Annotated in this window: 25 protein-coding genes and 1 tRNA gene; 18 read left to right on the forward strand and 8 right to left on the reverse strand. The window is 39.4% G+C overall.

Going from position 1 to position 23,661, the window contains the following annotated elements; all coding sequences use genetic code 11:
• Positions 1–138 precede the first annotated feature (138 nt).
• Together FTU22_RS13660 and FTU22_RS13665 are read left to right on the forward strand one after the other, a co-directional pair.
• Positions 139–1,107: a hypothetical protein gene (locus FTU22_RS13660; protein WP_180094981.1), complete on the forward strand. Its 969-nt coding sequence runs from the start codon at positions 139–141 to the stop codon at positions 1,105–1,107.
• Positions 1,108–1,118: 11 nt separating this feature from the next.
• Positions 1,119–1,985, forward strand: a complete 867-nt coding sequence (locus tag FTU22_RS13665; RefSeq protein WP_180094983.1) for a histone deacetylase — start codon at positions 1,119–1,121, stop codon at positions 1,983–1,985.
• A gap of 54 nt (positions 1,986–2,039) precedes the next feature.
• Here the strand turns inward: FTU22_RS13665 and nadB are convergent, their stop codons facing one another.
• Positions 2,040–3,686, reverse strand: a complete 1,647-nt coding sequence (gene nadB, locus FTU22_RS13670; RefSeq protein ID WP_180094985.1) for an L-aspartate oxidase — start codon at positions 3,684–3,686, stop codon at positions 2,040–2,042.
• Between the two features lie 228 nt (positions 3,687–3,914).
• On the opposite strand from nadB, the gene FTU22_RS13675 reads away from it, so the two are divergent.
• The 12 genes from FTU22_RS13675 (at position 3,915) to FTU22_RS13730 (ending at position 14,135) form a co-directional block, all read left to right on the forward strand.
• Positions 3,915–5,297: a Do family serine endopeptidase gene (locus FTU22_RS13675; RefSeq protein ID WP_111883975.1), complete on the forward strand. Its 1,383-nt coding sequence runs from the start codon at positions 3,915–3,917 to the stop codon at positions 5,295–5,297.
• A 119-nt stretch (positions 5,298–5,416) separates the two neighbouring features.
• On the forward strand, positions 5,417–5,866 hold the full coding sequence (locus FTU22_RS13680) for a thioesterase family protein (protein ID WP_180003252.1): 450 nt from the start codon (positions 5,417–5,419) through the stop codon (positions 5,864–5,866).
• A 195-nt stretch (positions 5,867–6,061) separates the two neighbouring features.
• Positions 6,062–7,879 (forward strand): translation elongation factor 4, encoded by a 1,818-nt coding sequence (gene lepA, locus FTU22_RS13685; protein ID WP_180094987.1) that lies wholly within the window; start codon positions 6,062–6,064, stop codon positions 7,877–7,879.
• A 21-nt stretch (positions 7,880–7,900) separates the two neighbouring features.
• The gene (gene lepB / locus FTU22_RS13690; protein WP_180094989.1) at positions 7,901–8,728 is read left to right on the forward strand and encodes a signal peptidase I; all 828 of its coding nucleotides are present in this window, start codon (positions 7,901–7,903) and stop codon (positions 8,726–8,728) included.
• A 20-nt stretch (positions 8,729–8,748) separates the two neighbouring features.
• Positions 8,749–9,120: a DUF4845 domain-containing protein gene (locus tag FTU22_RS13695; RefSeq protein ID WP_078192003.1), complete on the forward strand. Its 372-nt coding sequence runs from the start codon at positions 8,749–8,751 to the stop codon at positions 9,118–9,120.
• Complete coding sequence (rnc, locus tag FTU22_RS13700) at positions 9,092–9,790, forward strand: ribonuclease III (protein WP_111883979.1); 699 nt, start codon at positions 9,092–9,094, stop codon at positions 9,788–9,790. Before FTU22_RS13695 ends, rnc begins: the two co-directional genes overlap by 29 nt.
• Entirely contained in the window at positions 9,790–10,818 is a 1,029-nt protein-coding gene (era, locus tag FTU22_RS13705) for a GTPase Era (RefSeq protein WP_067765139.1), read from the forward strand. Before rnc ends, era begins: the two co-directional genes overlap by 1 nt.
• 31 nt (positions 10,819–10,849) lie before the next feature.
• Positions 10,850–11,044 carry an NF038104 family lipoprotein gene (locus FTU22_RS13710; RefSeq protein WP_078192000.1) on the forward strand — a complete coding sequence of 65 codons (195 nt, stop codon included), beginning with the start codon at positions 10,850–10,852 and terminating at the stop codon, positions 11,042–11,044.
• An 8-nt stretch (positions 11,045–11,052) separates the two neighbouring features.
• Positions 11,053–11,769 carry a DNA repair protein RecO gene (gene recO / locus FTU22_RS13715; RefSeq protein WP_180095043.1) on the forward strand — a complete coding sequence of 239 codons (717 nt, stop codon included), beginning with the start codon at positions 11,053–11,055 and terminating at the stop codon, positions 11,767–11,769.
• A 9-nt stretch (positions 11,770–11,778) separates the two neighbouring features.
• Positions 11,779–12,504, forward strand: coding sequence for a pyridoxine 5'-phosphate synthase (gene pdxJ / locus FTU22_RS13720; protein ID WP_111883982.1), 726 nt, complete (start codon positions 11,779–11,781; stop codon positions 12,502–12,504).
• A gap of 16 nt (positions 12,505–12,520) precedes the next feature.
• Positions 12,521–13,174, forward strand: a complete 654-nt coding sequence (locus tag FTU22_RS13725; protein WP_180094991.1) for a tRNA-(ms[2]io[6]A)-hydroxylase — start codon at positions 12,521–12,523, stop codon at positions 13,172–13,174.
• Between the two features lie 136 nt (positions 13,175–13,310).
• On the forward strand, positions 13,311–14,135 hold the full coding sequence (locus FTU22_RS13730; protein WP_180094993.1) for a DUF4198 domain-containing protein: 825 nt from the start codon (positions 13,311–13,313) through the stop codon (positions 14,133–14,135).
• 62 nt (positions 14,136–14,197) lie between these two features.
• Here the strand turns inward: FTU22_RS13730 and FTU22_RS13735 are convergent, their stop codons facing one another.
• Positions 14,198–15,271, reverse strand: coding sequence for a hypothetical protein (locus tag FTU22_RS13735; RefSeq protein ID WP_180094995.1), 1,074 nt, complete (start codon positions 15,269–15,271; stop codon positions 14,198–14,200).
• Between the two features lie 88 nt (positions 15,272–15,359).
• Positions 15,360–15,435: transfer RNA gene (locus tag FTU22_RS13740), tRNA-Asn, on the reverse strand.
• Between the two features lie 251 nt (positions 15,436–15,686).
• Here FTU22_RS13740 and FTU22_RS13745 point away from each other — a divergent pair.
• Positions 15,687–16,145 carry a hypothetical protein gene (locus FTU22_RS13745; protein ID WP_180007643.1) on the forward strand — a complete coding sequence of 153 codons (459 nt, stop codon included), beginning with the start codon at positions 15,687–15,689 and terminating at the stop codon, positions 16,143–16,145.
• A 50-nt stretch (positions 16,146–16,195) separates the two neighbouring features.
• Here FTU22_RS13745 and FTU22_RS13750 read toward each other — a convergent pair whose 3' ends face one another.
• From FTU22_RS13750 to map, 3 genes are all read right to left on the reverse strand, one after another.
• Positions 16,196–16,630: a PaaI family thioesterase gene (locus tag FTU22_RS13750; protein WP_180094997.1), complete on the reverse strand. Its 435-nt coding sequence runs from the start codon at positions 16,628–16,630 to the stop codon at positions 16,196–16,198.
• A gap of 328 nt (positions 16,631–16,958) precedes the next feature.
• The gene (locus FTU22_RS13755; RefSeq protein WP_180003234.1) at positions 16,959–18,185 is read right to left on the reverse strand and encodes a pyridoxal phosphate-dependent aminotransferase; all 1,227 of its coding nucleotides are present in this window, start codon (positions 18,183–18,185) and stop codon (positions 16,959–16,961) included.
• 269 nt (positions 18,186–18,454) lie between these two features.
• The gene (map, locus tag FTU22_RS13760) at positions 18,455–19,282 is read right to left on the reverse strand and encodes a type I methionyl aminopeptidase (RefSeq protein WP_078191991.1); all 828 of its coding nucleotides are present in this window, start codon (positions 19,280–19,282) and stop codon (positions 18,455–18,457) included.
• A gap of 207 nt (positions 19,283–19,489) precedes the next feature.
• On the opposite strand from map, the gene rpsB reads away from it, so the two are divergent.
• The 3 genes from rpsB to FTU22_RS13775 all read left to right on the forward strand — a co-directional run bounded on the left by rpsB (position 19,490) and on the right by FTU22_RS13775 (position 21,937).
• The gene (gene rpsB / locus FTU22_RS13765) at positions 19,490–20,236 is read left to right on the forward strand and encodes a 30S ribosomal protein S2 (RefSeq protein WP_078190314.1); all 747 of its coding nucleotides are present in this window, start codon (positions 19,490–19,492) and stop codon (positions 20,234–20,236) included.
• A gap of 141 nt (positions 20,237–20,377) precedes the next feature.
• On the forward strand, positions 20,378–21,253 hold the full coding sequence (gene tsf / locus FTU22_RS13770; RefSeq protein ID WP_180066391.1) for a translation elongation factor Ts: 876 nt from the start codon (positions 20,378–20,380) through the stop codon (positions 21,251–21,253).
• A 174-nt stretch (positions 21,254–21,427) separates the two neighbouring features.
• A complete protein-coding gene (locus tag FTU22_RS13775; RefSeq protein ID WP_180094999.1) occupies positions 21,428–21,937 on the forward strand; it encodes a DUF3465 domain-containing protein in 510 nt (169 codons plus the stop codon).
• A 253-nt stretch (positions 21,938–22,190) separates the two neighbouring features.
• Here the strand turns inward: FTU22_RS13775 and FTU22_RS13780 are convergent, their stop codons facing one another.
• The gene (locus FTU22_RS13780; protein ID WP_180095001.1) at positions 22,191–22,646 is read right to left on the reverse strand and encodes a DUF962 domain-containing protein; all 456 of its coding nucleotides are present in this window, start codon (positions 22,644–22,646) and stop codon (positions 22,191–22,193) included.
• A gap of 152 nt (positions 22,647–22,798) precedes the next feature.
• Complete coding sequence (locus FTU22_RS13785; protein WP_180007647.1) at positions 22,799–23,413, reverse strand: septal ring lytic transglycosylase RlpA family protein; 615 nt, start codon at positions 23,411–23,413, stop codon at positions 22,799–22,801.
• Between the last annotated feature and the right edge of the window lie 248 nt (positions 23,414–23,661).

The raw sequence follows: 23,661 nt of genomic DNA on the forward strand, positions 1-23,661 counted from the left end.
TAAATTGTGCATTGGTTGGTGAATTTTCTGCGTAGTGTATTTTTATTTGCATAATTTCAATAGCTTAGTAGAAATCAATTAACTCATAAGTGTTATTTTAAATCTATAATTGAATCACAGATTTGATTGGTTAAATACATGACTGCTACTGCACATGAAGTTGTTCGGCTCTTTCAGGAGCATGCATATCCTTTGTCAGAAAAATTGACAGAAATGCTGAATGAGCATTACTCACATCAAACAGAACGACGTGGCTGTGGATATACTCAAGCCACACGAGTATTAGCTGAATATATTAATTTGCCGCGTGCATCACATGAATTTCAAGATCTCAAACTCTTTGATCAATATGACACGCATGGTTTACGCAAAATTTTAGATCAAAGTCGTGCTTATCATTTAGATTTGTCAGGTTGGCGTCATCTAGATTTAAATCAAAATTTAAATCAAAATATTCAGCAATTGAAACAATCCTCAGACTTTTACGAGGTTTTACAGAAAGAATTACATCTTCAAAAAAGTTTGCGTCAAATTCAGCAACATGCAAATTTGGAAGAAAGTCAGCTTATTTGTACCTTGATTGAAGATCTGATTTTGCCAAAATCGTCAACTGAAAACCAAATCGTTGAAGTACAAGCACTGGTTGATAAGCCAAAAGTTGGCTCTTGTCCAATGGCTGAAAATTTCTTTTTAAAAATTGCACATCGACGTGTATTTCGTAGCGGTGAAATTAATATTTTTGTAGATGAATACGGTCAGCCCTTATTTATGGAAAAATTAAATATGGGGGATAACCATTCTTGTATCAGCTTGAAACCTGTACTCATGAATGGTGTCCGTATTCCAGCCGGTTCACTTTTTTCCGTCGATTATGATGCAGAACAATTAGTTGAAAAACGGGGGAATCGTGAGTTTAAAGGTTTTGTGATTCCTTATCAGGCCATTTCTGGGTGGTGGTTTTTACGCTTAACGACTTTGGCTGTGTCGCCACAAAATCGAAAACGTGCATTCAGTACACATTTTCAGCAGCAAGTGGATAATGGTCTGTATAGTCCAGGTACGACTGAGCTTCAGCAATTAATAGATGTGGCGATAGCGCAACTTTGAGTATTTCCATCATGTTAGATGTATGCTTTTCGCCAAAATATTTTGCTCATACCCATACCAATAGTATGGAAAAATTATTAGCAGTTGGAACAGCTTTAGAACAATGGCAGAACATCAGAATACATGAGCCTGAGTGTATCGACGCTGAAATTTTAAGCCAAGTGCATGATCCTGCTTATGTGGACGCATTTATGACAGGGCAGCCCGCTAAGCTTGCGACCTTTTCAGGTTTTAAGCCTTGGAATACTCAGCTTCGAGATGCCGTGCTGAGAATCAATGCAGGGCAGTTGATGGCAGCAGATTTGGCTTTAAAAAAAGGTATCGCAGCGAATGTTGCACAGGGTTTTCATCATGCAGTGTATGAATATGGCGGATCATTTTGCACATTCAATGGTTTGGCTATTGTGGCACAGCAAAATCCGAATAAAAAAATCTTTGTACTCGATTGCGATCAACATGGGGGGAATGGCACAGCTGAGTTTACTAGACGGTTAGATAACCTTTTTAATTTTAGTATTTATGGGTTACGTTTTGGTTGTCCTACTTATGAACGTTCTTTAACTCGGCATGTGCATAAAGATCGTGGAAATTTTGCACAATATACCTTGGCTATACATGAGGGAATACAGCATGCCAAAGCATGGGGTGCAGATTTAATCATTTATCAAGCAGGAATGGATTGTCATCAAGCTGACCCATTTGGCTCATCATGGTTTAGTACCGCTTTGATACAGAAACGCGAAGAAATGGTCTTTAAATTGGCTAAACGTGCAGATATTCCGCTGATGTTTGTATTGGCTGGGGGCTATCAAAATATGAATGATCTTGTAAATCTGCACTTAGAAACTTTCAAAGCGGCATTACATATTTATGGGTAGTAAAATCAAAAAAAAGCCGACATCATGTGCGGCTTCTTTTTTAATTTAAAAGTTTTAAGAGACTAACTCAGTATTAACTACAGGGCAATCAACCGTGAAATCGGGTGGACTTAACACCGTTTTACGTAGTTCGTCTGCTTGTTCAGGATAGTCTAAAGTGAAATGCAGACCACGAGACTCTTTACGTTCCATTGCACAGCGCACAATCATTTCTGATACCAATACTAAGTTACGGAGTTCAATCAGATTTTTACTGACTTGGTAATCTTGGTAATACTCGGTGATTTCACGCTTAAGCATTTCAATGCGGTGTAGGGCACGTTGGAGGCGCTTGGTTGTTCTGACAATACCCACGTAGTTCCACATGGTTTGGCGAAGCTCATCCCAATTTTGCAAAATCACCACGTCTTCATCAGGGTTGGTCACTTGCGAGTCATCCCATTCTGGGACATGAGGCGCCTGATAAGTCCCTTGATGTTGTGATGTGATATGTGCTGAAGCACTCATACCATAGACGAAACATTCAAGTAAGGAGTTACTTGCCATACGGTTTGCACCATGTAGGCCGGTATAAGAGGTTTCTCCAATGGCATATAGGCCTGGAATATCGGTCTGACTGTTTTCATCAACCACAACGCCACCACAGGTGTAGTGTGCTGCCGGAACCACTGGAATCATTTCTTTGGTAATATCAATACCGAGTTCCATTAAGCGTGCATACAATGTTGGGAAATGTTCTTTGACAAATTCTGCAGGTTTATGGGTGATATCAAGCCAAACATGACGTATTCCTAGACGTTTGATTTCATAATCAATTGCGCGCGCTACGATATCGCGTGGTGCTAATTCGGCACGCTCATCAAAGCGCAGCATAAAGCGTTCACCATCTGGAAGACGTAAATAGGCACCTTCGCCACGCATCGCTTCGGTAATTAAGAAAGAGCGAGCTTGAGGATGATATAAACAGGTTGGATGGAATTGGTTAAACTCCATATTGGCAACACGGCAGCCTGCACGATACGCCATGGCAATACCATCACCCGTCGCAATGTCGGGATTTGATGTATATAAATATGCCTTCATGGCACCACCACAGGCAAGGGCAGTGAAGGGTGCTAAAAAGGTATGTACTTTTTCGGTTTTTTCATCTAAAGCATACAGACCGAGAGCACGGTTTTCAGTTTCAGGATTTAATTTTTGTGCGGTGATTAAATCGATTGCAATAAAATTTTCAAAAATATGAATATTGGCTTTTTCTTGCGCACGTTCAACCAATGTTGTGGAAATAGCACGACCTGTGGCATCTGCTGCATGGATAATCCGCCGTTGAGAGTGACCACCTTCACGTGTCAGATGTAACTGTTCTTGTTCGTCTAAAGTAAATTGCACACCCTGATTCAGTAGAAAATCGACAGAAGATTTACCACCTTCAACGGTTTGTTTTACCGTCGCCATTTCACATAAATGCGCACCGGCAATCATGGTGTCATTGATATGCTGTTCAATGGAATCTGTTTTATCGAGGACGGCAGCAACACCACCTTGGGCATAATATGTGCTGGCATTCGTCAGCGTCGATTTAGCTAAAACAGCAATATTAAAATGATCTGGTAGGGATAGGGCTAAACTTAGGCCTGCACCGCCACTTCCCACAATAATTACATCAAATTGATGTATCGTGTTTAAATTAGACATGTCCATCAGCTAATTTTAAAAATGTCCGATCATCACAACTGTTTTTGCCTAAAAACGCAATGACTATAAATTAACTAAATAATGAAAAATATTCATAGATCTGTAATATTTAAGGAATGTTTAAGATTGTTTATCATAAATAATCATCAAACATTTTATTACGAAGCTTAGACTTGCATTGTGATAAAAACTAACGTATTTCAAATGATAAGCACAATTGAGTGAATGCTAACAATGAATAAATCGTATTTACAAAAGGGACTCTATGCAGCTGTGTTTACGGTTGCTAGCGTGCAGACTCAGGCAGCGGGTCCTGTTGATTTTTCCAATTTGGTTGAACAAGTCAGCCCAGCTGTCGTAAGCGTGAATGTGGTTAAAAAGCTTAGTCAAGAAGAGCTTTTGCAGCAACAAGTCCCAGAAATATTACGACGCTTTTTCGGTAATCAGGTGGTTATTCCGCAGCAAAAAATGCCGCAAGAAAAGACCGGTTATGGAAGCGCATTCTTTATTAGTAAAGATGGTTATTTATTGACAAATCACCATGTGGTAGAAGATGCCTCGAAAGTCACCATCGTACTGAATGACCGCCGTGAAATTGATGCCACAGTTGTGGGTAGTGATGAGCGGACTGACGTGGCTTTGTTAAAGGTCAAAGGTTCAAATTTTCCTGAGCTACGCACAGGCAATGTTGACCGTTTACGTGTAGGTGAGCCAGTGTTGGCCATTGGTTCACCATTTGGCTTTGACTATTCAGCTTCAGCAGGAATCGTTAGTGCTAAAATGCGTAATATGATGGGAGAAACCTCGGTTCCATTCATTCAAACCGACGTGGCATTGAACCCGGGTAATTCTGGTGGTCCATTATTTAATCAGTCTGGTGAAGTGGTCGGGGTAAATTCTCGTATCTTTAGTGGTACAGGCGGTTATATGGGGTTATCGTTCTCGATTCCCATTGATGTTGCAATGGATGTTGCAGACCAATTAAAGAAAAACGGCAAGGTAACACGTGCTTATTTAGGCGTCATGCTACAAGATATCGATCGTAATCTTGCAGAGTCTTATAACCTTTCAAAACCAGAAGGCTCTTTGATTACTCAAGTTGCACCAAATTCACCTGCTGCAAAAGCTGGCTTTAAAGTGGGTGATGTCATTTTGAAATTTAATGGCACACCAATTTCACGTACAGGCGAACTGCTGAATTATCTTAATCGTACAGGTCCAAATCAAAGTATTCAGCTTGAAGTGCTGCGTGATGATAAACGCCAAAATATTTCAGCAACCTTGATCACAGCACCAGATGATACGCCTGCAAAAGCTGAAACGACATCTGTGAAAAAAGGTCCAGTGATTGGGGTGTCAATTCGCAACTTAAACGCAGATGAATTAAAACAACTGAGTCTAAAAGGCGGTGTCTTAATTCAAGATGTACGTGCAGGAGGTATAGCTTCACAGGCACGAATTCAGCCGGGGGATGTTGTCACCCAAGTTAATAATAAAGTCGTAAACAATGCTGAAGATTTTGTGAAAGTTATTTCTGAGTTGAAAAATGGTAGCATTGCACGTGTTTCTTTGATTCGTCAGGGACAGCGTGCGATTGTGGGCATGCGTATTCAGTAATGAGTTACTAAATGAAAACCACTCCAAGCGAGTGGTTTTTTAACTTTAGCGTTTTTGCAATTCACCCTTAGATAAAAATGGGTAGACTGTGGGCCACAATTTAAAATTTGCAGGACGCTATGAGCGATATCTTTGATTTAAAAATTACAGTTCAAGCTGAACATATCGACACATTAAATCATGTGAATAACGTGGTGTACGTCAGTTGGATGCAAGATGTCGCGACAGCACATATTGAAGCTTTGGGTTTAGGCTTAAAAGAATATATTGAATTGAAGCATGCCATGGTCGCTGTTGAGCATCATGTGCAATATCGTAAAGCAGCGCTCGAAGGTGAGGAGATTATTTTACGAACTTGGCTAAATGATATCAATGCATTGTATTCGTTTCGGCAGTACGTATTTTATCGCCCTAAAGACAAAGCGATATTATTTACAGGCAATACACAGTGGGCATGCATTGAAATTGCTACAGGCCGTCCAAAGCGCATGTCGCCAACATTTACCCAAGCTTATCAACCCATCGCAGATAGCATAAATCCGCTTGATTTTAGTGCTTATGATTTCTGATTTTTAATTGAAACCTCATATTAAAGCGAAGACTAGTTAAGTTCTACAGCCAGGATAAGTGGTTAGCATAAAAGCAATGCATTATTTTCGATACTTTGAAAAATCCATCTGCTATAATCCTCGGCAATTTCTATTCGGCTTTTGCTATGCATAAAGAATTGCATGTATAGCGCTTTTATTTTTCCAAGGTAGCCCATGGCGCAAGCTAAACAATCTGTTGATATAAAAAACATTCGTAACTTCTCGATCATTGCGCATATCGACCATGGTAAGTCGACGCTTGCCGACCGATTTATTCAAACTTGTGGTGGCCTGCAAGATCGTGAAATGCAGGCACAGGTTCTAGATTCTATGGAATTAGAACGTGAGCGTGGTATTACGATTAAAGCTACGTCTGTGACTTTGTATTACACTCATCCTAACGGTGAAGAATACCAGCTTAACTTTATTGACACACCTGGGCACGTTGACTTTTCTTATGAAGTTTCACGTTCACTTGCTGCATGTGAAGGCGCATTATTGGTGGTCGATGCTGCACAAGGTGTAGAAGCCCAGTCTGTTGCTAACTGCTATACAGCAATTGAACAAGGCTTAGAAGTCCTACCTGTTTTAAATAAAATTGATTTGCCGCAAGCAGAGCCAGAGCGTGTTATTCAAGAAATTGAAGACATTATTGGTATCGAAGCGACTGAAGCACCTACATGTTCAGCTAAAACCGGTCTAGGCATTGAAGGGGTGCTTGAAACACTAATCAATGTCATTCCTGCACCCGAAGGCGATCGTAATGCACCATTACAAGCCTTAATTGTTGACTCTTGGTTCGACAACTATTTGGGCGTGGTTTCTTTAGTTCGTATTAAAGAAGGTCGTGTGCGTAAAGGCGATAAAATGTTGATGAAATCAACTGGTCAAACGCACATCATCACCTCAGTAGGTATTTTTAATCCTAAACATACAGAAACTGACATGCTCGAAGCAGGTGAAGTTGGTTTCGTGATCGCGGGTATTAAAGACATTTTTGGTGCTCCAGTTGGTGATACGATTACCTTGGCAACTACACCAGAAGTTGAAAGCTTACCGGGTTTCAAAAAAGTCAAACCACAGGTCTATGCAGGTTTATTCCCAATCGATTCAAGTGAATTTGAACCGTTCCGTGAGGCGCTGCACAAACTGCAAATTAATGACTCCGCATTATTCTTTGAACCTGAAAGTTCAGATGCACTTGGTTTTGGCTTCCGTTGTGGCTTCTTGGGTATGCTGCACATGGAAATTGTACAAGAACGTTTAGAACGTGAGTATGATCTGGACCTGATTTCTTCAGCACCAACCGTAATTTATGAAGCGGTGATGAAAAATGGTCAAACCATTTATATCGACAGTCCTTCTAAAATGCCGGATGGTTCAACAGTTGAAGACTTACGTGAGCCAATTGCTGAATGTCACATTTTAGTACCGCAAGAATACTTGGGTAATGTGATGACTTTATGTGTTGAACGTCGCGGCGTTCAAAAGAATATGAAGTTTATGGCGAACCAAGTGGCCATTACGTTTGAAATCCCAATGGCTGAAGTAGTGATGGATTTCTTTGATAAATTGAAATCATGTTCACGCGGTTTTGCATCGTTAGATTATAACTTTGTGCGTTTTGAGAGTTCATCTCTAGTTAAGGTGGATGTGTTAATCAACGGTGAAAAAGTTGATGCCTTGGCCATGATTTGCCACCGACAAGATGCTCGCCATCGTGGTATTGCACTTGTGGAAAAAATGAAAGATTTAATTCCACGTCAAATGTTCGATGTGGCTATTCAAGCAGCGATTGGTGCACAAATTATTGCACGTTCAACTGTAAAAGCGATGCGTAAAAACGTTTTGGCTAAATGTTATGGTGGTGACGTGTCGCGTAAGAAGAAACTTCTTGCGAAACAAAAAGAAGGTAAGAAACGTATGAAACAAGTGGGCAGCGTCGAAATCCCACAAGAAGCGTTCCTTGCTGTATTGAAAGTAGAAAGATAATAAATAGAGGTTTATGAGCTCATGGATTTTGACTTTAATTTGATCCTTGTTCCTGCCACAGTCATTTTTTTCTTAATTTGGCTATTGGATAAGTTTGTCTGGAAGCAACGGCAGACCAAAGGTAAAGGGAATGAAAATGTCGTTATCGCATGGGCTTATGATTTCTGGCCGATTCTAGCGATAGTTTTGGTGATGCGTTCATTCTTATATGAGCCATTTAATATTCCATCTGACTCTATGGTTCCAACCTTAGAAACAGGTGATTTTATTGTGGTGAATAAATATCAGTATGGCGTACGTTTACCTATCGTCAATAAAAAAATTCTTGATGTCGGTGAACCTGAGCGTGGTGATGTCATTGTATTCCGTTATCCACCACAACCAACCATCAGCTATATTAAACGAGTGGTCGGTTTACCAGGTGATCATATTATTTACGATCATGGTCAACTGAGTGTGAATGGTCAAAAGGTGGCAAAAATTCCTGTAGAATTTAGCCGTGAAAAAGATCAACTTGATACACCTACATCGATTTATCATAAAGAAACCATGGGTAAGCATACGTTTACCATGCGTGAGCTTGAAGGCGTCAATGTTGCGCGCCAAGCACCATTTATCAACTATGTTGAAAATGGTAAATATTCAACAGAAAATGGTTTATATTGGGAAGTTAAGGTTCCTGAAGGTCACTATTTCGCGATGGGGGATAATCGCGATCAAAGTGCGGACAGTCGTTTTTGGGGCTTTGTGCCTGAAGAAAACCTCACTGGACGTGCTTTTTACAAGTGGATGCATAAGGAACCTGGTTTAAAACTGCCTTCATTTAGTCGTAATGGCAGTATTGATTAGTCTTACATCAGGAAAATAAAATGAGACATCAACGGGGAACGTCTTATATTGCAATTTTAATTGCTGTGATTGGTTTTGCTTTTTTAGCTAAAGCTTTAATTGCGGTTTGGGGGCCGTATGTTGACGATCGTCTCGTCAACAATGAAATTGAAGAATTGATGAAAAGCAGTCCTAAAAATATTGCTCCGAGTAAGTTTGAGTCACAAATGTCACAGCGTTTAGATATGAATGGTGTACGTGATTTAAATTTTAAAGATATTGCTCAAGTCACTAATGTAGATGGTCTACAAGTGAAAACAGATTATGAAATAAGAAAACCTTTCTTATTGAATATTGATATTGTGTTGAAGTTCGAGAAAAGTTTTGATCAAAGCTCAGTCCAAGCTAAATGAAGCTCGTTTAGCAAGTCGTATCGGTTATCAGTTTAAACAACCTGAATTGTTACAACTGGCCTTGACCCACCGATCGGTGAGCCATAAATACAATTATGAACGCCTAGAATATCTGGGCGATTCATTATTGGGTATGATAATTGCCAATTATCTGTACCATGCCTACCCGCATGAAAATGAAGGGCGTCTAACGCGTATGCGTGCGACACTGGTTCGTCAGGAAGCGCTAGGAAAAATTGCCAATGACTTAAAACTCAGTCAAGAATTAATCTTGAGTACAGGTGAGTTGAAATCTGGCGGTCATCATCGTGAGTCTATACTTGCGGATACCGTTGAATCGATCATTGGTGCAATCTATGTCGATTGTCAGGATTTAAAAATTCTGGAACCGATTGTTCTTAAATGGTATGTGCCATATTTAGATCATATTGAACCAACTGATCAACTGAAAGATCCTAAATCACGTTTGCAAGAGTATTTACAAGCACGTAAAAAACCTCTCCCGGTTTACGAGGTTGTAGATATTCAGGGTGATGCTCCGAACCAACATTTTAAAGTTGAATGTACAGTTGAAGGGCTCCCTGTTAAATACGGTGAAGGTTCAAGCCGTCGCTTTGCTGAACAGGCAGTAGCGGCAGAAATCTTAGAAATTTTGGAGAAAAAGTCTTAATGACTACTCATTCCGATCACGTAGATGCTGATCACGAGTCGCAAGGCGACAGTAACGATTTAATTAGTCAGTTTTTTAGTGCACAAGGCACTGAAATTCCAGCCGATTTTAAAAGTGGGTTTGTGGCGATTGTTGGTCGTCCAAACGTGGGTAAATCAACGTTGATGAACCATATTTTGGGTCAAAAACTTTCCATTACCTCTCGTAAACCACAGACCACACGTCATAAAATTGTGGGTATTGACTCACGCGAAAAATCTCAAGCGGTATTCGTAGATACCCCGGGGATGCACAAAAAAGAAGTCCGTGCCATCAATAAAATGATGAACCGTGCGGCACATTCTGCACTTCGTGATGTGAACTTAGTTTTGTTTGTGATTGATGCAGACAAATGGACACAGAATGATGATTTAGTGTTAGAGAAGCTAAAAAATGCCGATATGCCAGTGATTCTTGTGATCAATAAAATTGATACACTAGAGAATAAAAACCATGCATTACCATTGATACAAGAGCGTGCAAAATTAATGAATTTTGCAGAAATTGTTCCTGTATCAGCATTACGTGGTGCAAATTTAGATCATTTGCGCAGCACGATTGAAAAATATTTGCCGTTCCAACCACCACTGTATTCACTTGAGCAATTGACCGATCGTTCAGAGCGTTTCCTTGCGTCTGAAATTATCCGTGAAAAAATCATGCGTCAATTGGGTGAAGAGCTGCCTTATGATTTAACGGTTCAAATTGAGTCGTTTAAAACAGAAGAAGCAACGGTCAATCCAAAAACAGGTCGTCCTAAAGCGGCGTGTACCTATATTGATGCGACGATTTTTGTCGATCGCTCTGGTCAGAAAGCTATTGTGATTGGTGAGAAAGGTGCCAAACTGAAAAAAATCGGTATGGATGCACGTGTGGATATGGAAAAAATGTTCGAGCAAAAGATCATGTTGACGCTTTGGGTGAAAGTCAAAGGCGGTTGGTCTGATGATGAGCGTGCATTGAAAAGCTTAGGTTATAGCGATATCTAATCGTTAAATAACAAACTTTGAGGGAAGAGTAATGATGAAAGTATTGGCCGTAGTTGCATGTGTTTTGTTTCTACAAGGGTGTATTCATAAAATCGTTACTGTTCCTGTCAAAGTGGCTTATAAAACCACAAAAGGCGTGGTTAAAGGTACTGCTGCAGTTGTGGGTGCAGTCATTCCAGATGGGGATGAAGATGAAGACGACAAGAAAAAGAAAGACAAGGATTAATATTTCAAATCATGCGTAATGAGATACTGCATGGTTATTTAATTCACCATCGTAAATATCGTGAAAAAAGTCATATTGTGCACTTGTTTACTCAGGAGCATGGTCGAATTGATGGTATTCTCAGGCAAACGCCACCTCCCCAGTATCAACCAATTTGCTTGCAAGCATCTGGTAAGTCCGAACTTAAAAACTTTAGTAAACTCGAAATTGTAAATCAACCGATTTTCTTTTTTGGGGATGCTTTTTTTTCAGGATTTTATCTAAATGAAGTCTTATTGAGGCTATGTCCGTTAGAGGTTGAGATGCATGAGACATTTGCTCAATATGCACACACCTTGGAACAACTTCAATGCATGTCTGTCCAGGCCAACCCTGATCTATTCTTACGGCAAATCCTTAGACAATTTGAGCATGTGCTGCTTGAAGAGTTGGGTTTTGCATTGGATTTTTCAACTGATGCAAATCAACAGCAAATTCAGCCTCATGAAAATTATCAATTTCATTTAAACGAAGGTTTTCAACCTGTCATTAAAGCCTCACGCGCAACATTGTTAGGTCAACATATTTTAAGTATGTGTGATTATGAAAAAGGTGGGGAATTTAATTCTGAACAGTTACAATTACTGTCTAAGTTGTACCGACAAATGATTACTTCCTTGCTTGGCGATCGTCCATTAAAAAGTCGTCAATTGTGGATACAGAATTATCAAACTCAACGTCATTAGGAAAGAATTATGGCAGCTTTGCTTGGTGTAAATATTGACCATGTGGCAACACTACGAAATGCACGTGGGACAACTTATCCAGATCCTGTGAATGCCGCAATTATTTGTGAGCAAGCGGGGGCGGAAGGGATTACGCTGCATTTACGTGAAGATCGTCGCCATATTAAAGATGATGATGTACGTCGTATGCGTTCTGTATTAAAAACCCATATGAACCTTGAAATGGCAGTGACCAATGAAATGGTTGAATTTGCCAAAGAGATTCAGCCGCATCATGTATGCTTTGTTCCTGAAAAGCGTGAAGAAGTCACGACTGAAGGCGGTCTAGATGTGGTTGGGCATTTTGAAGATGTAAAAAACGCGACTCAAGCACTCGCGGCGATTGGTTGCGAAGTTTCATTATTTATTGATGCTGACTTTGCTCAAATTGATGCAGCGATTGCCTGTGGTGCGCCTACGATTGAGTTGCATACAGGTGCATATGCAGATGCTGAAACACCTGAAGCGCAGAAAGCAGAGCTGGAACGTATTATTCGAGGTGCTGAATATGCGGCATCTAAAGGATTGATTGTGAATGCTGGTCATGGCTTAAATATTGACAATGTCACTCCGATTGCGCGCATTGCTCAAATTCATGAATTGAATATTGGTCACTCGATTATTGCTGATGCTGTATTTATTGGATTGGCACAGTCTGTAAAACAAATGAAAGCTGCGATTAAATCTGCACGTTAATTTTTAAGTAAAGTATATGTCAAATATTGATTATGATGCCCTAATGAAGCCAGTCATTGGCTTCTTGGGGTGTGAAACACCAAAAGCATGGCTAGATGAAGCTTTAAATAATTTGGATGTCCTGATGCAGGATCATGCCAATTGTGAAAAGAAAGCAGCAAGTACAGCAATGAATTTGATGTTTCGTTATAGTTTTTTCTCGGATTTACAAATCAAACTGGCACAGCTAGTACGTGAAGAAATGCTGCACTATGAGCAAGTGCTGGAACTGATGGCAAAACGTGGTCAGGAATGGACTGCAATCAGTGCTGGTCGGTATGCAGGTGGTCTACGTAAAGAAGTGCGGACTTACGAGCCAGAAGCGTTAATTGATATCTTGGTGATTGGCGCATTTGTTGAAGCACGGTCATGTGAGCGTTTCTATGCGCTTGCACCACATGTGGATGAAGAGTTGGGGCGTTACTACCGCTATTTGCTAAAGTCTGAATCACGCCATTATGAGGACTATTTAGCATTGGCCATGAATGTGGCGACGACCAATAAGCTAAAGAACCCGAAAGAAGATATTCAGATGCGTATTGAGCATATTCGTGAAGTTGAAAAAAATTTGATTAGCAGCCCAGATGATTTATTCCGCTTTCATAGTGGTGTGCCAGTCAAAGCAGCTTGATAAAATAATCCTCCAAAATGGGGGATTTTTTATGCACTTAAAATAAACGATAATAAGAATTATTTACAATTGTCTTGGGTGAATCTAAAATGAAACGATCTCTATGAATCAAACAATTTAAGCTCACTTATTCAATATGAAATTACAATTCACTTTACTCTGTATCGCTTTGTGTGCGGTTGGTCAGGCTGAAGCGCATTATCCTTATGTTGCACCTCTAAACTATCAAACATTTAATAATCATAGTGCCATTCTTTCTGGTTTTTATGACAATCCGTTTGTTTCTGAAATAGCCATTAAAAATTTTAATTTCCATGTACATACACCGTCAGGTGAAAAGCTGCATTTAATGGATGCTGATTGGGCAAAAACTCAAACAGTCAGCAGTTATAGTTTAGAAAATAAGCAGGATGGCACGTATCGTATTCGTGGTGAAAAGCAGGGAAGTACAGCGCGTTTTGCTTATGATCAAAAGCAGTGGAAAGCGTTAATCAATGGTGTACGTGATCCGCAAAAAACTGCGAATGCAAATGTCATTTATACAGCCGAGTTGACTAAAAAGTCGCAAATCAAAAGTATTCAAACCCAAGAAATCATTGAAACTTTTGTATCGCGCCGTGTAACGTCTACAAATGTAGTGAATTATTTGCATGATGGTTTTGATGTGCAATTTAGAACCCATCCGAATGCCATTATGCAAAATGAGCCAGTACAACTGAAAGTGCTAGATCAGAAAAAAGCGGTTGCGGGTTTGCAGATTGAAATTTTGCAGCAAACAACGGATTACAGCCGTGAAGGAAAAGTTTATAAAACGCTTAAAACTGATCAAGAAGGAAACTTGAATTTTAGCCTATCAGATCGTGGTCAGTATTTACTGAAAATTGACTATCAGCAGCCTTTTGAAATGAAGGGAGACGCATTAAAACGATATAAATATACTTTGAGTTTTAATGTGATCTAAAGCGAAGGGTAGTTAAATGAGAAAAAGCTCTGCGATTTGCAGAGCTTTTTTATGAAAATGATTTAGCTATCTTTAGGTTCAAGATAAAACATCGATAAACCTATCAATAAAATTAAACTGGTTTGAGCGAAAAAGTGTTTATTAAAACCGCCATAATATTGCTGCGAATAGCCTGCAATTAGTAAATAACCCGTTAAATAAAGCAATCGATAATATCGGCTCTCAAAACAATAACAGACACTTGCAAAACATAAAATCAGACAACCAATCACCATATAGTGGATATCCCAAATGATGGTGTTGATTACAAATAAAAGTGCTGAAAGTGCGCCGATAGATAAATTACGAAGGCTTTCAAACCCTTGAAAAATGTGCATCAAAGCTAAAATGAAGAGTGGCAATAGAGCAAGTGCATATTTTATTTTCATACTGTTTTGCGTCATGAGCATATAATTCTGCTGTTTCTCAACAATGGGGCTAGTACTGATGCTTAGGCGAAGCCATTGAAGGGTTAAGTGTTCAGGGGTGTTGGCTTTAACTAAAAATTTGAGTGTGGCTTGCGGTGGAATAATATAATTTTCTTGGAAATCATGGCCATAAAACATCCAAGACTTATTGGTTTCCAATGTGTGATATTGCGTATTTTTTTGAGTTGAGATGTTAAAGAGTTGTCCACTTGCATTTAACCCAGCTTTCATACATGGTGTTTCTTTTTCGTGAACAATACATAACGGCGGTACCGAAATTTCAAGATCTTTTCGTGTTTGTTGCTGACCTGCAAAATCAATATGGACATACAGTTGATCTGATTGGTTTTGCAGCGTAATCGGTGTGCTTGACCAATATTGTCCTTCTGTCATCTCGTTCAATACAGATTCAGATATTTCCGGAATAGTATTGTGATTTTGAATCTGCTGAGGTGGAATCAACCATTGTAGCTTGCTGTCAAGAAGGGTGTTAGATTCACTATTATATAAATTGGGTGGTGTTTTGAAATGTTGCTCAATTTCACTTTCGGGTGTGCAGCTCACCAAATAAATTGCAAATGGGCTGATAATAATTAAAAGAAAAATGAATGCAGTGAGGTAGTGTTTTAAGGCAGTTTTATTTGATTCAGCATCAACTTGAATGAACATTTTTTTTATTTTAATGACAATGACTTATAGATTATATGTAAATCATAGGCATTAAAAAAGCCCATTTAAATAAATGGGCTTTAGAATTTGGCTCTCCAACCTGGGCTCGAACCAGGGACCTGCGGATTAACAGTCCGTCGCTCTACCGACTGAGCTATTGGAGAATCTGAATGCGATTATAAGCAGATTTTGAGGAGGGTCAAGCTAAAAATACCAATATGAGAAGAAATGCGTGATAGATGTTTTTTATTTGAACAAAAAGAAGGATTTTTTAGAAAAAATGAATCTTAGGCTTGCAAAGAAAAAATTCAATTGATAGTCTGAATGCAACAACAGAGCGTTTAAACATATGTTTAAACAGTGTGGATTTAAACCCAACTTGCCAGCACTAAAATGGCTAAACAGGAGAAAGCGAATGAATACGCTGACTATTTCTCAGATTTTTTCAAATTTTTCTTTTTATCAAGAAAACTATCTTTCCATTATTAGTAATCAAGAGCAATATCAAACACCTGTGGAAGGTGCGTACGTTGACGTTTGGCCTTTGGGTCGACGTGACTTGGCATTGGGTGATTTATTACAACTGTGGTTTAGTGAAAAATGGTTGATCAACACGCCATGTCATTTACGTTTTGAACATCAAGATGATGGCCGTCGTGTGCCTTTGCAACGCAAGCAAGATTTGTATTTATACCAATTGGCCGGTAATGCGTTATCAGGCTCAAATCGTTCTAAAGTATGGTCTATTTCAGAACAACAAGAACTTCGTGTTGAGTTAGATAGTGCTTTAAAATATTACTGCTTTCAAAAGGGCAGTAATCGCATTGATCTAAGCGAAGGCCAATTAATTCGCGCCTTACATTCAGCAATTTAAGTTTGAACCATCATCTGCTCGCATTGAATTGCGAGCAGAAAAATAAAATATTAAGGACGTATAATCATGCATGTCGCTGTTGCATGAGCATATATCTTTCCATTGTTATCCATAATTCTGCCTTCTGAAATTGCTAAATTTTTGCTGATATTAATTAAATGGCCTATTGCGGTTAAATCTTGATTTTTAGGGATAGGTCGACACATTTTTATATTGAGATCAATGGTGCCATAGCCTATACCAGCTTCTAATGCCGAGTGTACGACACACCCTGTAACTGTATCTAAGACTGTTGCTGCAAAGCCACCATGCACACCACCAAGGGGATTTAAATGGCGCTGATCGGCTTTTACAACAAACTCTACATTATCTTGCTCAATCTTTTTGGGTTGCATTGGAATAATTTCACTAATGCTTGCAGGTGGAATTTGGCCTTGCATCATTGCCTTTAAAATTTCTAGTCCAGTCATTTCTTTGATGTTCATTGGTATATCTCTGGATAGGTTAGTTTTGTGGTTGTTTTGGGTTCTAAAAAGGAACTTATTTAAATAACATAGCTGAAAACGTAAAAAGAATGCAAACCAAAGATTTGAATATGAAGGTTAGTTTTAGGTTTTATCGTTTGGTTTTTTAATATTTAAGTTGATTTGAAGGAAGTCAAATGGGCTGGATGAGCTTTGTTATTTAGTTTGAACCGCGAAAAAAATTGATCAAAAGCGTGTAGAAGTGAAGCGTATTAATTTATTTTTTTGATGAGTATAAAAAAACCCGCGATATTCGCGGGTTTTTTAAATCTAGCTTTTTAAAAGCAGATTATTTTTCAGCAGCAATTGAAGCAATCGCAGCATCTACGCCTTCGATTGAATCAGCAGCTTTCTTAATACGTGCAAGCGCATCTACAAGTACTTCGTCTGCAGTTGCATAAGAAATACGCATGTAGCCACCAAGACCGAACGCATCGCCAGGAACTACTGCAACACCAGTTTCTTCCAACAACCATGCAGAAAATTCTGTGCAAGATTTTAAACCTTTGGCACGAATTAAAGGACGGATGTTTGCGTATGCATAGAATGCACCGTCAGCAGGAAGGCAAGTAATACCGTTGATGTCGTTCAAGCCTTTCACAACTAGGTCGTGACGGCGTTTGAATGCTTCAATCATTGGCTCAAGAACGTCTTGAGGGCCATTCAATGCAGCTTCAGCAGCAACTTGTGAAATAGAAGTTGGGTTTGAAGTTGATTGAGATTGGATTTTTTTCATCGCACCGATCAGTTTAGCAGGGCCCGCTGCGTAGCCAATACGCCAGCCAGTCATTGCATAAGCTTTAGATACACCGTTAAGAACGATTACACGGTCGTAAAGGTCTGGTGCAACTGTTGCGATGTTGTAGAATTCGTCGTCCCAACGGATTGGTTCGTACATATCATCAGAAGCAACTAAAACTTCAGGGTATTTACGTAGTACGTCAGCTAAAGCAAGTAATTCTTCTTTAGTGTAGATCATACCTGTTGGGTTAGAAGGGCTGTTTAGAACCACTAAACGAGTTTTGTCAGTGATTGCAGCTTCTAATTGAGCAGGCGTAATTTTGAAACGTTGTTCTTCACCACATTTCACGATTACAGGAGTACCTTCAGCAATGATCACCATGTCTGGGTAGCTTACCCAGTAAGGAGCAGGGATAATTACTTCGTCACCTTTGTTTAACAAAGCAAGTGCCAAGTTAAAGAAAGATTGTTTACCACCACAAGAAACCAAGATTTGGTTTGCAGCGTAATCAAGGTTATTGTCGCGTTTTAATTTAGCAATAATTGCTTTTTTAAGACCTGGAGTACCGTCAACAGCTGTATATTTAGTGAAGCCATTGTTGATAGCAGCAATTGCAGCATCTTTGATGTGTTGTGGGGTATCGAAATCCGGTTCACCTGCGCCTAAACCAATTACGTTTTTACCAGCAGCTTTCAATTCAGCAGCTTTGTTAGTAACAGCAAGTGTAGGGGACGGTTTGATGCTATTTACACGATCAGACAGACGTACGTCCACGGCAGTATTCCTTCTTATAGGGATTAAAAAATAAAAAGCACACTATCTTAGCTTAAATGCACAGTAATGGGGAGTGGCAAAATCAACAATGTGCAAAAAAGTGTGATATTCCATCCTAACCCTATAATTAAGAAAATTTACATTGAGTTACTTAAATTTTTAATCAAATTTTATGGAAAAATCTTAAAGTCACGGACAAAAATAGGGCATAAAAAAGGCCACAATATGTGTGACCTTTTTAATTAAATTTTATACTTCAAATACTTTGCTTATTGAACAAAACGCGATAAATCTTCTTCAGGGCGAGCAGTTAGCACTTCTACACCATTTTTTGTTACAAGTAGCGTGTGTTCGTACTGTGCAGACAAGCTATGATCTTTAGTCACGACAGTCCATTTATCACCAAGAAGTTTGGTTTTCCAGTCACCACCGTTCACCATTGGTTCAATCGTGAATGTCATGCCTTCTTCTAAGATCATGCCTGTATTTGGTTGACCATAGTGTAAAACTTGTGGTTCGTCATGGAAAACGGTACCAATACCATGACCACAATATTCACGTACAACACCAAAACGTTCTGATTCAACATATTGTTGAATAGCATGGCCGATATCACCCATGGTTGCGCCTGGTTTTACCACCGCCATACCACGGTACATGGCTTCTTGGGCAACTTTGCATAAACGGTTCGCTAAAATAGATGTTTCACCACCCACGATGTACATCATGTTGGTATCACCATGGTAACCATCTTTGATCACAGTGACATCGATGTTTAAGATGTCACCTTTTTTTAATTTTTTGCTTTCAGATGGAATACCGTGACACACCACATGGTTCACTGAAGTGCAGATAACGTGCTGAAATGCTGGACGACCCGGCGCAGCGCCATAACCTAAACATGCAGGAATAGCTTCTTGTTTATTGACAATATAGTCATGACAAATCGTATCAAGTTCGAGGGTAGTCACACCTGGAACAATATGCGGTTTGATCATATCCAAAACTTCTGCCGCCAGTCGACCCGCGACGCGCATTTTTTCAATTTCGTCAGGCGTTTTAATTAATCGACGTGGAGCTTCGTAAGTACTGTTCATGATCTCTAAAAACTTTTGGAAATTTGTATGTGACTATGGTATAAATAGCCGCCCATTTTATCAAATGCTTTTTCGTGAATATCTTTCACGAGCTTTGTGCGATGGGGCAATAAAATCCGCACATATATCGACACATTTCTCTGGGTGCCTTTTTAGGTGGAGAATGCGGGTATATGGAGGCCTAACCCAAACTTTAAGGTAAAGAAAATGGCAGATTACAACGTAAGCATGCGCGACCTTCTTCAAGCAGGCGCACACTTCGGTCACCAAACACGTTTTTGGAATCCAAAAATGCGCGAATACATCTTCGGTGCGCGCAACAAAATTCACATCATCAACCTTGAGCACACTGTTCCTGCGTTAAATGATGCTTTGAACTTTGCTAACAACTTGGCTAGCAAAAAGAACAAAGTTTTGTTCGTTGGTACAAAACGTGCAGCTTCTGCAATCATCCGTGAACAAGCTCAACGTGCAGGTCAACCATATGTTGATCACCGCTGGTTGGGTGGTATGTTGACTAACTGGAAAACTCTTCGCCAGTCAATCAACCGTCTAAAAGACCTTCAAACTCAATCTACTGACGGTACTTTCGCTAAACTTACTAAACGTGAAGCTTTAGAACGTACTCGTGAGATGGAAAAACTTGAACGCGCTCTTGGCGGCGTTAAAAACATGGGTGGTTTACCTGACGCATTATTCGTAATCGATGTTGATCACGAAGCAATTGCAATTAAAGAAGCTAAAAACCTTGGTATTCCTGTTATCGGTATCGTTGATACAAACTCTAACCCAGACAACGTAGACTACGTTATCCCTGGTAACGACGATGCGATCCGTGCAGTTACTCTTTACGCTTCTGCTATGGCTGATGCGATTCTTGCTGGTAAAGAATATGCTCAATCACAAGCAAATGCACAAGCTAAAGGCGAAGAAGCTCCTGCTTCTGAGGCTTAATGCGTTTGACGTAAGCTTGTCATTTTTGCGACACGTGATGGTGGCAAAGTAAGCGTCATGTATGCAGACGGCCCAAGAGACAGCTCTGGGCCGTTTCTGTTCTAAAAAGAATTCATTTTCTACCGTATTTAGGAGATTAACATGACTGCAGTTACAGCAAGCATGGTTAAAGAATTGCGCGATCGTACTGGTCTTGCAATGATGGAATGTAAAAAAGCATTAACAGAAGCGGGCGGTGACATCGAATTAGCGATCGACAACCTTCGTAAATCTGGTCAAGCTAAAGCTGCTAAAAAAGCGGGTAACATTGCTGCTGACGGCGCGATCACTATCGCTCAAGAAGGCAACAAAGCAATCCTTTTAGAAGTGAACTGTCAAACTGACTTCGTTGCTAAAGACGAAAACTTTGCTGGTTTCTCTGCTAAAGTTGCTGCTGCTGCGCTTGCTGCTGGTGTAACTGACGTTGCTCAAATTGCTGAATTGAAACTTGAAGATGGTGCTACTGTTGAAGAAGCTCGTATCGCGCTTGTTCAAAAAATCGGTGAAAACATCCAAGTACGTCGTGCTCAAATCGTTGAAGGCGACAACCTTGCAGTTTACAAACATGGTTTAAAAATCGGTGTTGTAGTTGCATATGCTGGTGATGCTGAAACTGGTAAAGGTTTGGCTATGCACATCGCTGCATTCAACCCAGTTGCTGTAAACGAAGCTGGCGTTTCTGCTGAACTTATCGCTAAAGAAAAAGAAATTGCTGAAGCGAAAGCAATTGAATCTGGTAAACCAGCAAACATCGTTGAAAAAATGGTAACTGGTTCAGTTCAGAAATACTTGAACGAAGTTGTTCTTGAGAACCAAATGTACGTTATCGACAACGATAAGAAAGTTGCAGAAGTTCTTAAAGCAACTGGTACTACTGTTGCTAACTTCGTACGTTTCGAAGTTGGTGAAGGTATTGAGAAAAAAGCTGAACTTTCTTTCGCTGAAGAAGTTGCTGCTGCTCAAGCTGCTGCAAAATAATCTCTGATTATTTGTAGAAAAAAGCCCTCGTTTTAGAGGGCTTTTTTTATGGCTGTAGCTTTACTGATTTCAAAGCTATTTAAACTTTATATTGTGTGCATTCTTGTGCATAGATTCTATTTTTATCCATATTAATGACTATAATGAGTTGAAAATTTAGATTTAAACTATCTTATGGCAAACAAAACAAATTTAACCATCGGCGGAATTATTGTTGCGCTTACAGCCGCTTATTTCGGAATCGATTTACAACAACAAAAATCTGCACCAGTTCAGACGACAGCGGAACAAAACGCACAGCCACAAATAGAATCAGTACAACCTGTAGATGCTCAACAAAAAGGGCAGAGTGCTGAAGATGTTATTGCGCATGCATTTAAAAATAAACTCAGTAATGTTCAGGTTGAGGGTACAGGTCGAGTGAAAGCGGTACTACGAGATGATAATGAAGGTAGTCGCCATCAAAAGTTCATTTTGACCTTAAATAATGGTCAAACGCTTTTGGTCGCGCATAATATCGATCTTGCTCCACGAATTGATGATTTGCAAAAAGGCGATACAGTTCAATTTTACGGTGAATACGAATATTCAGATAAGGGTGGTGTGATGCACTGGACACATCACGATCCGAATGGACGTCATCAGGATGGTTGGTTAAAGCATCAAGGTAAAACCTATCAATAAAAATCACGTAGTCATTTTTAACTTTAGTCATTTAAATGATCATGATTCAGATGAAGCTATCAACATAAAATTGGATTAATCATATTGAGTAAAAGCCAGTGTTTAAACACTGGCTTTTTGGTCGTATAAATAGAAAAAATGATTGGAAATACCAGAGATAAATACACCTATAAACAATAGGGTTTTAAGCATCGAATATGAAGAAAACCGATGTGGAATAAGTGAAAAAGAGATCTATGAAATTAATCGTGCTCTAAATGCTCTTTATTTGCGATTTATGGCGTGTTTTCCAATTACTAAGTACTTTTCCTGCAAATGTATCTAAACACCAAATAGGGCCAATGAGGAGGAATTGGAGATCTTTGAAAAAAGAGGGCTTTTTACCTTCAATTTTATGGCCATAAAATTGACCAATCCATGCGAATATAAAGAGCGCGATATAAAAGCCATATCCAACTGGTAACACCCAAATTAGCCATGCCATGATTAATGTTAACGCGGCCATTGCAACAGCAAGGACAATGTCTAAACGTGCGTAAAAGATAAATGCTAAAGCAAGTAAGACAGCAGTAAGTAGCGCGCTAAAATGCGCCAATATGCCAACGATTGAAAAATAAATCGTGGGTACGCAAATCCAGTGAATCATTTTATTGGTTTTATTTTGATGACTTTCGCTGTATTCATCAAACCATTCGTTGATTGTTTTCATGATAGTCCTTAATCATGGGGAAGGACTCCAATATAAACAAGAATGGAGGAAGGGTCAAAATCAGGATTACTGATGATTTGAAAGGCTAAGAGGCTACAAATAAAAAACCACGCTAGGCGTGGTCTGTTAAATGCAGTCACTTCATTGGAGAATTAAGAATTTGGACCGTCTACGCGTTCAATGCTCACATTTGCAGTACCCGCACTGGTAATACCCAATTGCTTAGCAGCACCATAAGATAAATCAAGAACACGGTTACCATGGAATGGACCACGGTCATTTACTTTCACCACGACGCTTTTACCATTATTGCGATTCGTAACACGAATAAAGCAATTAAGTGGCAGGCTACGATGTGCTGCTGTAAGTGCGTTCATGTCAAACGTTTCACCGCTTGCTGTTTTACGACCGTGGAATTGACGACCGTACCAAGAAGCAGTACCTGTTTGAGTGAACTTACGAACAGTATTCGATGCAACAGTATTTAACTTTTCAATCACTGAAGGCTCATCTTCAGGAATTTCGATTTTAGCAGCGATTGTTTGACGACGAATTTTATCGCCAGAACGCTCAGTGATTGAAAGGCTACTTAAATTCGTAAAGTTTGAATTGAAGCTTTGAGCTTCTTTATTCAATACACGAGCTGCAAGACGCGAGTTGTCATTATCATGATTGAATGATGATGACTGAACCATCTCAGCTTGTGACTGACTTAGCGCGACTGCCGTGGCAAGCGCTAAGGCATATTTAATAATTGATGACTGCATTGTTTATCTCCCAATGGCATATTTACTGGTTCAACTAAGTCGCTGATATCCATGTAAACACGTCTGATATTTCACTTTTGCAACTACATTTAACGAGGTGGATAATATTCATGCCATCGATAAGCTGTCTAGTGTTTAATTAAAATACTTTGAAAATGTCTAAAAAATTAACAATATTTGGTTAAAAAATAATCAATAATGTAACAAGGTGTGTAAAATGTCGAATAAATGCTCATTTTGGTGAAAAT

Origin of the sequence: Acinetobacter sp. YH12076 (assembly GCF_013419525.1) — a bacterium.
GTDB classification, from domain to species: Bacteria; Pseudomonadota; Gammaproteobacteria; order Pseudomonadales; family Moraxellaceae; genus Acinetobacter; species Acinetobacter amyesii.

Coding starts and splice junctions, on each gene's coding strand:
- FTU22_RS13660 (WP_180094981.1), top strand. CDS start 139: ATGACTGCTACTGCACATGAAGTTGTTCGGCTCTTTCAGGAGCATGCA.
- FTU22_RS13665 (WP_180094983.1), top strand. CDS start 1,119: ATGTTAGATGTATGCTTTTCGCCAAAATATTTTGCTCATACCCATACC.
- nadB (WP_180094985.1), bottom strand. CDS start 3,686: ATGGACATGTCTAATTTAAACACGATACATCAATTTGATGTAATTATT.
- FTU22_RS13675 (WP_111883975.1), top strand. CDS start 3,915: ATGAATAAATCGTATTTACAAAAGGGACTCTATGCAGCTGTGTTTACG.
- FTU22_RS13680 (WP_180003252.1), top strand. CDS start 5,417: ATGAGCGATATCTTTGATTTAAAAATTACAGTTCAAGCTGAACATATC.
- lepA (WP_180094987.1), top strand. CDS start 6,062: ATGGCGCAAGCTAAACAATCTGTTGATATAAAAAACATTCGTAACTTC.
- lepB (WP_180094989.1), top strand. CDS start 7,901: ATGGATTTTGACTTTAATTTGATCCTTGTTCCTGCCACAGTCATTTTT.
- FTU22_RS13695 (WP_078192003.1), top strand. CDS start 8,749: ATGAGACATCAACGGGGAACGTCTTATATTGCAATTTTAATTGCTGTG.
- era (WP_067765139.1), top strand. CDS start 9,790: ATGACTACTCATTCCGATCACGTAGATGCTGATCACGAGTCGCAAGGC.
- FTU22_RS13710 (WP_078192000.1), top strand. CDS start 10,850: ATGATGAAAGTATTGGCCGTAGTTGCATGTGTTTTGTTTCTACAAGGG.
- pdxJ (WP_111883982.1), top strand. CDS start 11,779: ATGGCAGCTTTGCTTGGTGTAAATATTGACCATGTGGCAACACTACGA.
- FTU22_RS13725 (WP_180094991.1), top strand. CDS start 12,521: ATGTCAAATATTGATTATGATGCCCTAATGAAGCCAGTCATTGGCTTC.
- FTU22_RS13730 (WP_180094993.1), top strand. CDS start 13,311: ATGAAATTACAATTCACTTTACTCTGTATCGCTTTGTGTGCGGTTGGT.
- FTU22_RS13735 (WP_180094995.1), bottom strand. CDS start 15,271: ATGTTCATTCAAGTTGATGCTGAATCAAATAAAACTGCCTTAAAACAC.
- FTU22_RS13745 (WP_180007643.1), top strand. CDS start 15,687: ATGAATACGCTGACTATTTCTCAGATTTTTTCAAATTTTTCTTTTTAT.
- FTU22_RS13750 (WP_180094997.1), bottom strand. CDS start 16,630: ATGAACATCAAAGAAATGACTGGACTAGAAATTTTAAAGGCAATGATG.
- map (WP_078191991.1), bottom strand. CDS start 19,282: ATGAACAGTACTTACGAAGCTCCACGTCGATTAATTAAAACGCCTGAC.
- rpsB (WP_078190314.1), top strand. CDS start 19,490: ATGGCAGATTACAACGTAAGCATGCGCGACCTTCTTCAAGCAGGCGCA.
- tsf (WP_180066391.1), top strand. CDS start 20,378: ATGACTGCAGTTACAGCAAGCATGGTTAAAGAATTGCGCGATCGTACT.
- FTU22_RS13775 (WP_180094999.1), top strand. CDS start 21,428: ATGGCAAACAAAACAAATTTAACCATCGGCGGAATTATTGTTGCGCTT.
- FTU22_RS13780 (WP_180095001.1), bottom strand. CDS start 22,646: ATGAAAACAATCAACGAATGGTTTGATGAATACAGCGAAAGTCATCAA.
- FTU22_RS13785 (WP_180007647.1), bottom strand. CDS start 23,413: ATGCAGTCATCAATTATTAAATATGCCTTAGCGCTTGCCACGGCAGTC.